The sequence below is a fragment of the Bosea beijingensis genome (assembly GCF_030758975.1).
Lineage (GTDB): Bacteria > Pseudomonadota > Alphaproteobacteria > Rhizobiales > Beijerinckiaceae > Allobosea > Allobosea beijingensis.
The window spans coordinates 2,853,931-2,869,508 of sequence record NZ_CP132359.1; the positions used below are offsets into that span (position 1 = coordinate 2,853,931).

Genomic DNA, 15,578 nt, shown 5'->3' on the forward strand with positions numbered 1-15,578 from the left:
GGATCGCACGGCCACGAACCGGCCGTTTATCCGAGGAGGCCGTCCAGCCGCTCGGCGGCAGACGATATGGTGGCGGTGCGGTTCATGCTCGCGAGGATCCACGGATTTCGCCGCGGCACAAGGGGGTTCCGGGCGATTTGGCACGGTCCTGCCAGCAATCTTAGGCAACGCGGTTTAAGGCAGCTCTACGGGATGGATCGAAGTTTCGGGATCATCCCTCCTGGCCTCCTTTCCTCGGATCGAGACGGGCGCCGAGCGGGAATGAAATCACCTTCGCCGGCGACGCGCCGAGCCTGACGACTCCCGCCTGGCTCTCGGCCTCGTCCATGGCGATCCTGGCGACCGCCTGATACGCGGCCGACACCGCCCGCCTGTAGGCGCCGGGCCCGAGCTCGGCCTGAACCGAGATCAGACGCGCGACGAGGGAGACGACCATGCTATCCATGGCGCACCCCCTTCCGACGCCGGGGCGCCGCGTCGGCGGCCTCGACGACGGCCGCGAAGGCGCCGCCGCCGAGATGTCTCCGCCTGAGCAGCTCCTCCACCACGGCATCGATCGCCTTCCTGTTCTGGCGCACCGCCAGGACGGCGCGTTCGTGCAGCGCCGCCAACGTCCGCGAGACTGTGGCGCGCAGCTCGGGATCGAACTGCATCATCTCCATGGCCCGGTCCGGCGCGCCCGCGTAGATCAGGTTGGGTCCGAGGCCGAAGGAGACCAGCATCGAGGCGATCTGGAGCGTGGCGATACCCAGGTCGCTATCGATAGATCCCCCGCATCCGACGCTTGCCTCGCCGAGGATCTCGACCTCGGCGGCCCGCCCCGCGAGCGTGCAGACGACGTCGAGCTCGATCTCGGCCTTCGTCGGCGACTTACCCAGGCGGCGACGCGTCAGAGTGTGCCCGGCCGCGTCGCCCCGCCCGACGATCGAGACCGCGCGAACGCAGCCCGGCGCGATCCGATGCGAGAGCACGGCATGGCCCGCTTCATGGACCGCGAGCAGCCGCCGTTCGTGCGGCGGAGCTTCGTCGGGCGGGGCGATGACGCCGACGAGGTCGTCGATGACCATGTCCCTCCCGGCGGCCCTCGCCGCGGCCCGGGCATCCTTGGCCCAGCCCATCGCCTGCGCTCCCGTCGCCTCGCCGGCGAGCTCGGCGATGGGCAGCAGGTCCTCGCCAGGCAGGTCGGAGCCCAGGTGCTGCCGCAGGATCGCCGCCAAGTCCTTCGGGCCGGGGGGATGGATGTGGATGATCCTGTTCAGCCGCCCGGGTCGGACGAGCGCCGGATCGACCCTGTCGCCGTAGTTCGTGGCCGCGATCACGATCAGCCGGCTGGCCGCGCCGGACGTCGCGCCGTCCAGGATCGTCAGTAGATTCGTGATCAGTGGAACCCAAAAATCCCTGTTTCGATCTCCTACCTGCGATCTGCTGGGCAGCGCGTCGATTTCATCCAAGAAGACGATGGCGGGTGAGCAGGCATTCGCCGCGGAAAATACCCGGTCGGCCTCCTTGATAACGCTATTGAGATAACCGTCGGTGGAGCTGAACCACGACGCCACGCTCGTTACCACCAAGGGTAGCCCGCACGACTTGGCGAGGGCCCGGACGTACGTGCTCTTGCCCAACCCAGGCTCGCTGGCCAGCAGGACGTTGCGGTCGATCGCCTCGAATGGAATGGCGCCGCGCTTCCATTCCTCGATGTCTCGGACCAGTCGCAGGCCCCACTCGCCGGCGGCGCCGTAGCCGTGCATGTCCTCTAGCCTTGGGACGTCTTCGAGGGTCGGGTCGACCACGCTCTGGTTCGCGGCGGCGGCTTCGAGGCGACGGATGCAGTCCTCGGCCGTCGAACCAACGCGGATGGCGGCGACGAGGTCGTAGAAATCGAGCCCGGTCGCAAGCCTCGGGGGCATCGCCATGGACCGTTCGCCGGTCGCGGTGGCGATCACGCGCGCCAGCACCTCGTTGCTCGGCGCGGAAACTACGACCCGGGCGTCGGCGGCGGTGATAAGCGAGGGCGGGAGCTGCCGCTCCGGCGCGACCGCGACGCCGACCACCGACTCCCCCTTGGCGAGCTTCCGCGCGCAAACGTCGGATGCAGGGCGCTTCTTGGCGTTGATATGAGGGACGAGGATCTCGTTCCATTCCCGCAGCGAACCGAGGGCTTCGACGGTGGGCTCGACCCAATCCGCGGAGGGGACCGTGACGATCAGCGCCAGGCTCGCCTCGTCGTCGATGCGCTCCATGAGTTCCGGCGGGATCGCAGCGTAAAGTGCCGCCTCGGCGAGGGTCTGGTGAGCGGGGGCGGTGGTGGGCTCGTCGCCCTCGATATCCGAGTAGTCGGGGATGAAGTCTTCGTTGGGCATGTCGGCCTCGCGAGCGGAGGCCGTCGCCGCGTATCAGCGGGCGTCCGTCCTCCGGGAATGGAAGGGATGCATAGGGGTGTCCTCGGGCCGCGCGTCGACGCCGCCCAGGGTGGGCGGTTTGGTCGGCGCGGCGGGGGTTATGGACTGGATCGGTAGGATCATCATGGGAGGCCTTGGCTTGAACACGGCCTCCCTCTCGCCGGCGGGGTCAGTCGCTGGCGGGGGGAGCCGGGAGACGGGGCCGCGATTTCGTCGCGAGCCGGTCGCATATGGACGGCATCAAGATCATCGCGAAACAGATAGGGAACAAACGTTGGAGCGGTCAAGGCGCCTCGGCGCGACTCCTGACATGATCCGTCTTATGGTTAACGGGAATCCTCATCGTCGACCGGGACTTCTGTCACGGTGTCGGCTGCCCTATCGTACACGACCTCGAACGTCCCGCGGCGATCCGTAATGCGACGACTCGGCGGGCCTTTCGCGACAAGCCGGGGATAGCCGGATCGATGATCGTCGCACTTAACTGCGAGCCATCCTGACTGGCCGAGGGTCGACCTCAAGCGGCCTTCCCGCCCGCACTCGTCGCAGGTGCATTCCGATCGCATCTCGGCCAGCAGGATCGCGTGCTCGATTGCGGCCTGGGTCGCCGACCCGACCGGAGAAAGGAATTCCGCGCGGAGCTCGCCAAACTTCTCCTTGATGTCGACGATCGCCAACTTGACCGGAACGGGCTCGTCGGCGAGCGCGTCGGCGATGCGGTCGAATAGGCGTGCGAGGACATCCGCCCAGCCGTCGCCGACCGCCATTTGAGGCATGGTGCCAGCGATCCAGCTGGCATGCTTCTGATAGATCTGGGCCTGCCAGTCAGGGGCAGGCGTCACCGGGCGCGACATGGGCACCTCCTTGAGGATGGATCGCCGGCAACGTCGCTCGGCGATCGGAAATGCTTGGATGAGCTAGGATGCGCCGCTGGGCGCAAGGTCAGCCCGCTATTCGCCCCGCGAGGACCGCCGCATGCAGGAACCCGCCGCAACCGCGAAGATTGCGAGCGCCGGGCATCCAGGACTGGGTGCGGACCATCGTCATGGGAGGTCAGATAGACGTTCGGTCAATCGCCGGCAACCTGAGCCGGCGATACGAACTCGGCCCAAATCGCCTGTGCGTTCCACTCGATCCGTTCAGTTCAAGCCTAGCGCCTTGAACGCCGCCGCTTTCGGGTCGCCGTAGAACACCGGGTCCACGTGCTCGGCTACGTCACCGGTTACCTCCAGGAAGCTGCGCTTGTTTTCGATCGGGATGAGGGCGCGCTTGCCGCCATTGTCCATGGCGACCTGGAGGGGCTCTACGAGCGACCTGACGCCCTTGATGTTCCCCTGGAGGCTGAGGTCTCCCATGACCAGCATCGCAGCCGTGACCGGCACCTTCTTGAGCGCCGAGATGCAGGCGACGAAGAAGGCGACGCCGAGTTCGGCGTCGACACGATTGCCGATCAGGTCGATGACCTCGACATGGAAGTCGGCGCCGTCGACCTCGCGAGCCAGCCCGAATTCTCCCTTCTTCGTCATCAGGTAGCTGAAGGCGCGGTTCACCGATTCCTTCATGGAACCGGAGACGCCTCCGGCAAGTCGAAGCCGGGCGTTCCCGACTGAGGTCGAGACCTCGATGCGATACATCCCGACCGTGCCGTCCGCGGCCACGCCGGCGCTGTAGACGCTGCCCGGCGCCAACGGATCGGAAGAGAACATGTTGCGGCCGCCCTGCTCGGGAACGCCGACGAAGCGTTCCTCGCCGCTCTCTCGATCCGTGTAGCTGAAGGAGACCTGGTAATACTCGAAGGAGCCCATCTTCTTGAGCTGCTCCTTCACCCGCCGACGTCCCTCCATCGCGAAATCGAGCAATTCGGCGATCTCCTCCTTCGTCGCGGCGCCGTGCGGATGGATGATCTTCATCAGCCCGGAGACCGTCTTGTTCACCGCCTTGCGGTCGCGGGCGTTCAGGTGACCGCCGTAGGAAAAGTGGCGTTCCGCGACCTCGGTGAAATTGTGCTTCCTGAGCTCGCGAAGCGCCTCGGCCAGGTAGTCGACCACGAAGCCGTAGTGGTCCGTGAACAGGTCGGCCCGCATCTTCGGGATCTCCCAGCCCGGAAGGTAGAAGTGTAGCCGGTCGATGAAGGCCATGTCATCGCGGATGACGGTCGGCATCGGCTCGAAGAGATGCCCCGACTGGACCATCACCTCGACGGGCTGATTGGTATTGCCGAACATAGCGATGCTGGCATCGCCGCTCGCCGCCTCCTGACCCCGCTGGAAGCTGCCGGACTCGCAGAAGGTCTTCATCGTCGTGATGACCTCCTTGGGCATCTTCTCCAGGTCGGCGACCTCGTCGAACCCGACGACGTCCCAGATCTGGACCATGCCCTTCTGGCGCCCGCCCATGTGACCGAAGAGGTTCGCCACCGTCGTCGGGCCGGTCAGCAACGACGAGTAGGGCGAGAATTCCTGGATGACGTAGCTCTTGCCCGTCCCGCGGGGGCCGAGCTCGACCATGTTGTAGTTCCGCTCCGCGAGGGGGATCAGGCGAACCAGGAACAGCATCTTCAGACGGCGATCCATTGAGCCTGGCTCGTAGCCCATGCTGCGAAGGACGAGGTCAATCCACTCATCGGTCGTGAACTCGCCGCGAACCGACCGATACTCCTCCAGGTCGAAGGCCGCGATCTGGATGGGGGTGAGCTTCTCGATCCAGAACGGGTTCTTGCCCTTGCCCTCTTCGTCGTAGCGGTATTTGAGGTCGAGCTGCGCCCAGATGCCGCCTGTCAGGAGCCGCTCGTAGCTGCGCACGTAGTCGGACGGCACGTGGATGAACTTGTGCCCGAACTTGGATGCCTCTGCCCAATAATCGGAATCGACGAGCCGCACCTTGACCTTGTCGATGAAGGCGTGCCGGCCGTTCTCCTTGACGCGGCTTTGGGCCTTCTGGGCCTCGTCGTCACGGATGTAGTTGTTGGCGAGCGTGTCGTTGACGACCTGGAGCCCCATCTGGATCGCCATCTCGTCGGACGAGGCGCAGTATTTCCCGAGGAGGAACTCCAGGACGAACACCGGCACGTTGGCGCCGACCTTGACCTTACGGACGAGGTCCTTGCGCACGACCTTGCCGGCGAAGAGCCGATTGGCCTTGTTGTCCAGTTCGTCGCGGATAGGGGCAGCGAACGCGTTCATGCCTAGACTCCAAGCCGGACCGGGAGGTCCTTCGACTGGTAGAGGACAGCGTCGGTCTCACCGTCAAGCACCTGCACGTTCAACGTCTTGACCTCCTCGTCGGTGAGCAAGAAGCCGACCGACACCGTCTTGCGAGGCTCCAGCCGGATCGTGCCGTCGGCGGCTTTCGGCATGTCGGCCATGCCGATAGTGGCGACCTGCCGGCCGGCGTGAACGGCCACGACGCGGATGGGCCGCTCGGCGGTGAACAAGGTCGTTCCGAGCGACACCCTGACCGTGAAGATGCGATTGGTGATCGCGGCGTCGTGCTGGACGTCGACCTGGTTCTTGGCGTTGGTGCCGGACTTGTCGGCCTTCAGGCGCACGGTCAGGACCGGAACGATCAACTCCTGAAGGCTGGCGCCGCCATGGTGATAGGCAAGGTCGCCGCCGGATCGGAAGACGCCCGTGCCGACCGGCAGGACGAAATCGAGATCGGACTGGTAGCCTAGCTTCGAAGCGGGGATACGGACCGTGCCGGGAGGCGTGGCGCCCCCGCGCCCGACCCAGCAGCGCCGATGGAGATCGACCTGCGCGCCGCCGGGCGCGTCGATGCGCATGCTCTCGTCGCGGTCATGGGCGAAGAAGAGGTGACCGTGGTCGGCCACGATGACGGCATGCTCCACGCCGGCGCCTGCGAGCTTGGTGAGGCAACGCGCCAAGTCCTCGATGACGCCCGCCATCATGCGGCGCGCGAACGAGGTCGCACCTTCGCCGGCCTCGTCGATCTCCTGCGAGCGGACCAGGATCACCGAGGCGCCGGCGATCTTGCCCGCCAGGACCTTCGTCGTCCCCTGAAGCACGTTGTCGAGGGTGAGGTCGACGGAGCCGGGCAGGCGGCCCTTAGCGAAGAGTTGGCGGGCCTTCAGGTCAGGCAGGAAGATGCCGTCGACTTCGGCGCCCAGCTTCCCGTTCCTGTCGACGACGGAGAAGGACGCCGCCGCACCGGGCTGAAGCGCCGCCATGCAGACGGGGGTGATGCTCGGAAGACTGGCCACGGCGTGGCGCAGCTTCTGCTCGGTCGCGACCTTGGCGATCCGGGCCGACAGCTCGACGCCCATCTCGTAGCGCATCGCATCGACGAGGATGTAGGCGACCGGCTTGGGGCTCCCCGCGACGCAGTCCGCGTAGACCCGGCTCTGGGGGATGACGCCCGGCACCACCCAGTCTGATTTCGCCAGGGCCTTCACGAAGCCCTCCGCCATGCGCGCGGCCGTCTCCTCGTAGACCTGTCGCACGATTCCGAGCGCCTGTTCGTCGATGTGCTCCTCGCAGCTCTGCACGACGGTTTCGAGTTCGCGCTGCGCCCTGTCGAGCCGGTGCCAGCCGTTGGCGTCGGTATAGCGATCGACCCAGATCTTCACCGTGCCGTTGGCCTTGGCGATCGTGCTTTGAACCTCGCCCGCGACGAGCCCCAGATCGGTCATCAAGCGGCATGCCTGCCAGACCGCGCTACGCTCCTGGGAGCGCTCGATCCAGAAGCTGCCTCGGCGCTCGTCGATGATGGCGCGAGCATCGGCAAAACGACGGGCGGCGATGAGCTTGAAGCAATGAGCGACGACCAGGAACTCCTCGATCTTGAAGGTGTCGATGGCTCCGAAGGCGTCACCCTCGATACCCAGGTCGTCGATCCCGAGTTCGCCTTGGACGAGGTTAGCGATGTCCTCGTAAATGTCGGCGTTGTCCTTCCGGAGCCTCTCGGCCACTGCCCGCACGGCATCAATCTGATCCCGCGACGTAGGCGCCGACACCCCCGGCAACGTGATCGTGGTCGACTTAGTGTCGAGCAGGAATTCGCTGCCGAGGATGTGGCGCTGCGTGACCGACCGAAGCCGCGCCAGGCTGGCGTCGTCAGGGAGGCTCAGCCCGACCTTCACTGCCAGAAGCTTGCGAAGCTCCGGAAAGGCGCCCTTGTCCTGGATGGCTTGATCGGCGTGGTCGCCGCGGACCCATCGAACGATGATGGCGATCGCGTCGGAGGTGTTGTCGAAGATGCCGCGAAGGATGGAGGCGCTCTCCCCTTCCGCGCTGGCCGAGGCGATCCTGGCCAGGTCGTCGTAGCTGACGGCGTCGGACTTGACGATCTCGTCGATCTGGACGTCGTTGAAGCGCTGCTTCAGCACGATCCTGGCCATCTGCTTCAACGCCGGCCGATAGAGATACCCCGCTTTCTCGACCTCCATCAGCAGCGAGCCCTGCTCGTCCCAGACTGTGTCCGGGACGTAGATTAGGGTGCGCGCGGGGTCGTCCCCACCGGTGGCCTCCTCGATGGTCAGCCTCGTCTCCAGGAACGATCCTGCGAAAGCCGTGAAATTGGCGGGGGTCTCGCCGAAGCGGATCTGCTCCAGTCGTCCACCGACGCTAGGGTCAGCGCCGGCCTCGGCGAAGAAGGGCTTCAGTTCGCCATGGCGATCGTAGAGCACCACGACCGTGTTGCTCTTGAGGTGCTGGGCTATCTGGTTCGCGATGAAGTCGTGGAGGGGATGCACGGTTTCTCCGATCAAGCCTTGCGCCGCGAGCGGCCACCGGCAGCCGCCGGCTCGGGAGCTTCAAGCAGCTCCTTCAGGGCAGCCTTGACGGCGTCGCTGGTGCGTTCCCGCACGATCTCGGCGATCGGACGCTTGGGCACGTCACGCTTCGCCCATTTACCGGATTCGGGCTCGAACCAGAACACGTCCTCCAGGCCGTGCGCGATCGCGAGGCTCCGGTCCTCAGCGCATTTAGGGATGACGCGCTCGGGCCACAGGTGCATGGCCTGATGGGACCAGTCATGCTTCCCAGCCTGGAGCTCCTCCCACCTCGTCCGCAACTCCTTCTGCCATTGCTTGTGATGACCGACCATTCTCCACAGCGGCGCCATCACCAGGACGGTGCCATCATTGAGATTCGGCTTCCACAACGGAGCGACCCGTTTCACCTCATCGGCCAGTTGCGTGAGTTCCTCGACGAGCTTTCCTTGGTTCTCTATCTCAAGGCGTTCGCTGGCCGACAAGTCGCGGCCGCGCTGAGAAAACCCGTCTAACGCGCGCGTCTCTTTCGCAATCTTGGGATCTAGGACATCTTGCTGGAGCCTAAAGAAGGTGTCGATATTTACTCCAGGCCCATACAGCCAAAAGCTGTAGCGTCCCGAAGAGGTCGCAAACTGCCAATAAATCGGCGCCTTGCGACGACTCTTCGAGTAACGCTTCAGGTGGAAAGGGAAAAAATCGCGCTGAAGCTGGCGACGCACATCCGGCATTACTGGATTGTCGACGCTCACAAGCACGTCCTCGACCAGCTGAGCTAAGTCATGAGGGTGACCGGGATCGTCGACCAGAAAGCCTGGATGCCGGTAGAACGGTTCAGACCCGTCAGGGAGCATGCCCGGGCTTTTCTCGGGCAGCGGATCGAACGGCGCAGGATGAGGAGGAATAGGACGTTCACCTGTCGCAAGACGCAAATCGAAGCGACCAAAGGCAACGCCAACGGCCCAACTCAACAACTCAGTATCTTGATCTACGGCAGGATCTGTTTCCTCATCATCTGTGTCGTCGATCGCAATTTCATTGCCGTCGAGATTATCTTTCTGGTCTGATACTGTAATTGATTGAAGTGTAGTTCGATCAATCTCTCCTATGCCATACAGTTCAAATGCAACACTGTCGATTTTGGCTTGGATATGCGCCAAATCTTCGTTCAGTGCGTGCAAATTCAGTCCTTCGACCTTGATCCGCAAGGCGGCGGGAAGCACGAAGGCGTGTGAGATTTCGGTGGTAGTATCGATAGTGCGCTTGATCGACCAAGCGTCCAGCGCCAGTTCAGCGAGCAACGCCTGCTGCTCGCTGTCGAGTTCTGGAACTGGAGTTTGCTGGATCAGACCAACTTCAAAAGATTGTGCCAGCTCCGCTCGCGCCAGTTGCACCGATACTAAAATATTGAAAGCTTGACTGGTTGCGATCGCACACAGGGCGAGCAATGCGTCAGGGTTGTCATCTTTAACAAACGCGGCCGGGCCTTTATCTGCAAATATGCAGCCTCTTGGCATAATCCGGAAGCTAAGGCCGTTGGTGCGCCTTGGCCAAGTAAGGCCTGGACGGCAGAAGAAATTCACTGCCGTATCTCGAAGCATCCAAATATTGGATCGAACACCGCCGTTTTCGTTAAGATTACTCTTAATCTCATCTCCGTCTTTTGACCAATTAACGAGAAGATAGACGTCTGCATAAATGGGTGAGTATGCACCGCCTTTGGCAAATCCGTACCAAGATTTTCCTTGTGTCTCCCACCAAACGCGGACAAATCTAAAGTCGCCTGCAGTGGCTAGACCCTGTTTCGCCGTTCTATAATCTGACTCCAGTGCCGGCATCCGCTCGAACAGATCGCGCACTGCTTGGCTAACCCAATATGCAAACGGTGCCCCTGGTACTGAGCGAAATGATTCTGGGGGCACATCGAATGCCCGTTCGTCGGATAAATTGGAACGGAGCGCGGCACAGCTGGCCAATAGATGGCTGGCTTTATCTTTTTCCGTCAGCAGACGTATAAAAGTTGTCATGCTCGTTTCTCTAGCACATACGCAGCGGCTTCAACGGCGGCGGCATCCATCACGCCGTGGCCCAAGTCAGCCATGACCTGCGGGTGCCCTAGTCCAAGCACCACGCCCTCTCGCCATTTCTGAAAGCTTGATAGGAAGAAGCAGGTTCTCGATGTAATAGCTCCGAGCTGCCCGCCGCGCCGCATGAGTTCCAGTCCGCGTTCCACGAAAATCGCCATTAAGTCATTCTTGCTGCGCGGATACGCCTTGCTGAGTTGGTCCTTAGCTCCCGTCGCCAGGGCACCAAACGGTGGGTTCATAACGACGACGTCGAAGATCTCCCGAGCCAAATCGATCGTCCGCAATCCCTGCAACGCATCCTCAGCAAACAGGCGGCCCTTGTAGGTCGAGCGCGCCTCCTTAGCGAAGAGTTTCAATGCATCCGTCAGACGCATTTCGGCCTGCTGCCAATTCGCCATGTCCTCCTTAGCGAACATCTCGCCGTGATCCTTGAAAACTTGTCGGATCAGCCTCGGCAATTCTTGCTCGGTGCGGAGAAGCACCCCCTGCTCGGGCAGTCCCTTCAACAGGGACAGCGTCTTCTCGAACAATTCGGCATCCAGCTCGTCAAGCCCATCCATGAAGCTCTTACGGAGGTCGAGCTCGGCTGGCGGAGGCACCGCCGCGACCACATGTCCATGCACGATGCGCGGGCGATCCTGGGCGATGACATTCGCGTCATGCCAAGCCCGCTGCGCCCGCAGCCAAAGGGCCAGGGAAGCGATCTGAGCCGCGCGCGGATCGATATCGACGCCGTAGATGTTGTTCTCGATGATCAGTCGGGGGACGTCACGCAGGAAGGCGGCGCTGTCGGCATAGCTCTCAGTCAGCGGCATCAGACCTGGGTGCCCGCCAGTCACCCTGTCGAGCGATCCGGCGCCATGGGTCTGTTCCCAGTCCCATGCCTCTCGATAGATCTCGTAGAACAGGTCGAAGGCGTAGAGCCCGAAATGCATGGAGCCGCACGCGGGATCGAGCAGCTTGATCGTGCGCGGATCACGCAGACGGCCAGCCGGCTCGGGCTTTTCGTCCGGCTTGGCCAAGAGATACTGGCATCGATCGCGCAGGCCCGTCTGAGCGCCCGTCCAGTTGAACCACAGCCTGCCCAACGTGTTGTCGACCAGGAATTCGACCACGTATCGAGGGGTGAAGAACTGGTTCCGGATCGCAAGCTCGCGGCTATCGCGCGGCGCTGGGGACTCATCGCGCATCTTCCGGCGCTCGTCGGTGGAGTTGAAATACTGGTAGACCCATCCGATCGTCTCGTCCTCGAACCAGACGCTCGCGAGCTCGGGCGCGTTGAGGATGTCGAGCAAGGTCTCGAAAGTCGCCCGCTTGGGCCACAGCGCCGACGCGGGATCACGCCTGTCGAACAGGACCTTCACCTCGGTGGAGAGCTCATCGAAGACGGATTCGAGATAGAGACGATACCCCTCGCCGTCCGGCAGCAGCCGAATACCAGGGAGAAGGCCAGTGAACTCAAGATAGCCGCTGGACTGGTCGCCGCGCGTCACGCACTCCAGAACGAGGTTGCGAGCCTCCAGGAGCTTGAGGGCGGCATATCGATTGAACGTCGTGAAGGCCGCATCACGGACATAGTCCTTCACCGCATCCACCGGCTTCATTCCGGCGGCCTGCTTGTGCTGGATCGCGGCCACGATACGAGGGCGGAGCAGCCGCTGGCGTTCGTTCAGGTGGATGCCGGGTTCGGGCGCGATCGCTCCATCGGGCATGACGTCGTAGGTGCCTTGGAGCTGCTCGTAGATGTCCTCCGTCAGCAGGGCCCTGGCCCGCTGCGTGGCGCTCTGGAGAAGGCTCCGCGTATCCTTCTCCATCAGACGCTCCAGGTCGCCACGACCTTCTTGCCGGCACCGATGAGGCGGGTGACCTCCTCACGGATGCCTTCGAGGGTCTGATCGAGCTGCTCCACGGTCTCGATGCCGTCCTGGAAGAAGTCGGCGACGTGAACGGTTGCCAAGCGCTCACCTTCGAGGATCTGATGCATGCGGGTGATGGCCGTCCGCAGCCGCCCTTCGCACGCATCGGCCTCCGACCGCAGATGATGGATCGTCTGGTTGTTGAAGTTGCGGTCGGCCCGAAGGCGCAAGGGGTTCGCGACCTCATCCTGCTGCGCCTCCGACAATCTCGGCCATTCGGCCCGGTGCGCGAGTCGCTCGATGGCCGCGACATAGGCCTTCACGCGGCCATCGAGCGCCTGATCGTAGCGTTTGCGGTATTCGCCATCGATCTCGGCCGAGATCTGCTCGATCCGATGGAGCTCCCTGTAGAATGTCTCGCGCTCCATCAGGTCCTGGAGCGTGTCGCCCTTGCCGGCCAACTCTTCGCCGAGATCGGCTTCGTGCACCAGAAGCGGCCAACGCACGCGCAAGCTTTCCCGAGCCCTCGCGAGCATCGAGACGCGAGCGTCGTCGAGCACCTTGTCGACCTCGCCGGCGTGCTGGATCGCCTCGCGTATGGCTGCGTGCGATGCGTTGAAGTCCAGGATCGCGTTGGTCTCGCTTCCGCGCCGGATCGCCTTCATCTGGTCGGCAGCCTGCTCGATCTTCTCGCGACCGGGCAGGCTGGATTCCCGGAGACGTCCAAGGACGCCCACGACCTTGTCCTCGGATTGCGTGATCGCCGCCTGGATCGCCTTGGCGACGACGGTTTCGGAGAGTTCCTTGATGACCTCGCCGAACGTCGACTTGAAGTTCTCGGCGGCGTGCGCGATCTCGACGAAGTCGACGCCCTTCTTCGGCCGGAACGTCGTCGCCCGGAAATGCGATGCGTTCTGGAACGCATCGCGCGCGGCCACGCTCGTCGCGTCGTCGATGCTCTGGCCCTTGTGTTGGGCCTCGATCTTGCCGGCCCTCAGCAGCGATAGAGCGAAGAGGCGAACGGCATCGAAATCCCAGCCGAACGGCGCGCGCCCGAACGCTTCCTCAAGCAGCCGCCCGAGGGCATTTTCGCCGTAACCGGCCTTTTCCTCGATCTGCCCGAGGAGCTCGGAGAGGGGCGAGCGATCCGCCTCGAAGACAGTCCGCCCGTTCTCCGTCTTGATCAGCTTCAGGTCGTTGAACACCGCGGGAAGCCCGTTGAGGTTATCGGCGGCCAGCAGGACCTCCAGCCCCTTCTGGAGATCCGCCCGTTTCGCGGATGCCTCGCGGAAGCGGTCGTAGACGTCGGGGAGCACGGCCTTCATGACCTCGACCGCGGCCTTGGCCACGTCGCTGGCGGTTCCGGGGCTCCGGTCGTTGCCGCGGAAGAAGATGGCGCCGGAGAGACAGGCGATCTTGAGATAGGCCTTGAGCTGGTCCGTATGGCGCCTCAGACGAGCTTTCTCCTCGGAGATCAGGTTGCTCTCGTCGACGGTCGTCGGCCCATGTCCGTGGTTGGTCACCATCTGGGAGGATCGATGGGCCTCCAACAGTTCCCTGCGGATCTCTCCCGTCAGCGTCGCGACCCAGAACACCGTGCCGGCTTCGGCCTGGCTTCGGATGCGGGCCTCGGCGGACATCTTCGCCGACTCCTCGGCGTCGCCGGCGATCTGGAGATTGAAGGCGATGTCGCCCTTGGCAAGCTCGTTGCCGGCGACGATCAAGCCCGCCTTGAAGGGCTTCGTGTCATACAGACTGAAGCTCGGCGCCGGCGCCCAGAACCCCGCGAGCGTGTCCGCTATCCACTTGTTGTCGCTGGACCGGCTTCCCGCGATGGCGGTTCTCCGCTGCTCCCAATCGTCCTCGGCGGGCGTGGGGATGCGGTAGCCGCCATCCCCCATGCGGATCACCAGCGCCGTCTCCAACGCCTTCAGGGCTTCCTTGACGGCAGCCAGTTCCGCGTCGCCGGTGATCGAGGGATGGAGCGCGGCCGCGATGTTCTCAGCGGTGCGATGGACGCTCTTCACGAACTGGAGCAGGCAGATCACCTTGGCGACGGCCTGCGCCAACCTGACGCCGGGAACGCGGTCGGGGACGGCCGTGATCTTCGCCCGGATGTCGGACGCGATGTTGCCCTCCACGAGGTCGTAGACCTGGTCCAGGCGCACCAGGTTGCCGATGGGCTGGCTGGCGATATCGATGGATTGGTGGATCAGCAGCTGCTGCGCCAACTTGATGATCGTGCGGTTGGCGCCGCCGACATGCTTGCTCGCGCCGCCTTGGGTGCGCAGACCCGACACGATCTGGATGATCAGATCGATCTGGTAGGGCAGCAGCGGATAGAGGTCGACGAACCGCTGCCGCGTCAGTTCCGGGAGGCTGATGTCTGCGGTGACCTTCGTGGCCTGGGCGAACCGGCCGCGATGGTCATCGAAGAGCTTTCCGAGGACCTGCTCGGCATTTGCGTTCTTGGACAGCACGCGCCGACTGGTGACCTCGGAGATATCGGATGGCTCCAGGTGAACCTGGGAGGGGAAGCGGTCCATCAGTCGGGCAAGCTCGATGCGCTTGTCGTCGAGGCCGCCGACCAGTTCGCTGAGCTTCTCCTGCGACGTGACGGCGATCCAATGCTTCCCGCGCCCGTGAACGCCAAGCTGTTGAACGATGGCCTGGAGATCGAGCATCTTCTGGACGTCGCGAGCGACGAACTGGCCGACTTCGTCGACGACGAAGATCATGGAGTGCCCCGGCTTGCGCCGATTCATGAGCTCCACGACACGCTTGGCGAACAGGCCGGCGTTGATGTCGGCCTTGGCGCGCGACTTCGCCCAGCTGTCCGGGACGGGATAGGTGGCAGGCTCCAGGACATGGAGCACGGCGCTCGCCTCGTTGATCGCGAAGGCGAGCATGCCCTTCGCCTTCGCCCATTCCTTCCCGTATTTCTCGCGATAGGCGGCCTCGAAATCGGCGAGGCGGCCTTGCTCCTCCAGCCCGATTTCCAGTTCGGCGAGATCGAGGTCCTTGGCGTATCCGAGGCTCTCCAGGAACAGCCGATACATGATCTCGGTCAGCATCTGGTTGCCGGTCCGGATGCCGCGGTCGGTCGAGACGTCGAAGATGACCGAGTGCGTCGGGATCTTCTCGTTGATCGTCTTCAGGACCACCTTGAGGCGGTTGTCGGTCACTCGCTTGGAGAAGAGATCCGCGGCGCGGGCGTTCCCGAGCTCCCTGTTGCCTATCGCGAGGCCCAGGTTCTTGGCGAAGCTCGACTTGCCGGACCCGAAGAAGCCCGAGATCCAGATGCCGATGCTGTCGGTCGGTTTCTGCGGCGCCGCCTGGTATTGCTCCAGGATGTCCACGTAATGAGTCTGGATCGCGTTCGTGACGACGTATTCGTCGATCTCCGAGCGAATGATATCGGCGTCGACCTGGTCGACCTTGATGACCTCCTCGATCTTCCGATTGATGTCGTTCGCGAAAAGCGTGCCGATGGTGCTCATGATCGATC

Annotated in this window: 8 protein-coding genes; all 8 read right to left on the minus strand. The window is 63.5% G+C overall.

What is annotated here, in order from left to right; translation table 11 throughout:
• Positions 1-211 precede the first annotated feature (211 nt).
• The 8 genes from Q9235_RS13735 to brxC all read right to left on the minus strand — a co-directional run bounded on the left by Q9235_RS13735 (position 212) and on the right by brxC (position 15,570).
• Positions 212-445 carry a hypothetical protein gene (locus tag Q9235_RS13735; RefSeq protein ID WP_306222337.1) on the minus strand — a complete coding sequence of 78 codons (234 nt, stop codon included), beginning with the start codon at positions 443-445 and terminating at the stop codon, positions 212-214.
• Positions 438-2,360, minus strand: a complete 1,923-nt coding sequence (locus Q9235_RS13740) for an AAA family ATPase (protein ID WP_306222338.1) — start codon at positions 2,358-2,360, stop codon at positions 438-440. The genes Q9235_RS13735 and Q9235_RS13740 overlap by 8 nt, the downstream gene beginning before the upstream one ends.
• A 365-nt stretch (positions 2,361-2,725) precedes the next feature.
• On the minus strand, positions 2,726-3,253 hold the full coding sequence (locus Q9235_RS13745) for a hypothetical protein (RefSeq protein ID WP_306222339.1): 528 nt from the start codon (positions 3,251-3,253) through the stop codon (positions 2,726-2,728).
• Between the two features lie 285 nt (positions 3,254-3,538).
• The gene (gene brxL / locus Q9235_RS13750; RefSeq protein WP_306222340.1) at positions 3,539-5,581 is read right to left on the minus strand and encodes a protease Lon-related BREX system protein BrxL; all 2,043 of its coding nucleotides are present in this window, start codon (positions 5,579-5,581) and stop codon (positions 3,539-3,541) included.
• Between the two features lie 2 nt (positions 5,582-5,583).
• Entirely contained in the window at positions 5,584-8,109 is a 2,526-nt protein-coding gene (locus Q9235_RS13755; RefSeq protein ID WP_306222341.1) for a PglZ domain-containing protein, read from the minus strand.
• A gap of 11 nt (positions 8,110-8,120) precedes the next feature.
• Entirely contained in the window at positions 8,121-10,154 is a 2,034-nt protein-coding gene (locus Q9235_RS13760; RefSeq protein ID WP_306222342.1) for a BREX-1 system adenine-specific DNA-methyltransferase PglX, read from the minus strand.
• On the minus strand, positions 10,151-12,028 hold the full coding sequence (locus Q9235_RS13765; RefSeq protein ID WP_306222343.1) for an Eco57I restriction-modification methylase domain-containing protein: 1,878 nt from the start codon (positions 12,026-12,028) through the stop codon (positions 10,151-10,153). Before Q9235_RS13765 ends, Q9235_RS13760 begins: the two co-directional genes overlap by 4 nt.
• Positions 12,028-15,570: a BREX system P-loop protein BrxC gene (gene brxC, locus Q9235_RS13770; RefSeq protein ID WP_306222344.1), complete on the minus strand. Its 3,543-nt coding sequence runs from the start codon at positions 15,568-15,570 to the stop codon at positions 12,028-12,030. Before brxC ends, Q9235_RS13765 begins: the two co-directional genes overlap by 1 nt.
• Positions 15,571-15,578 lie beyond the last annotated feature (8 nt).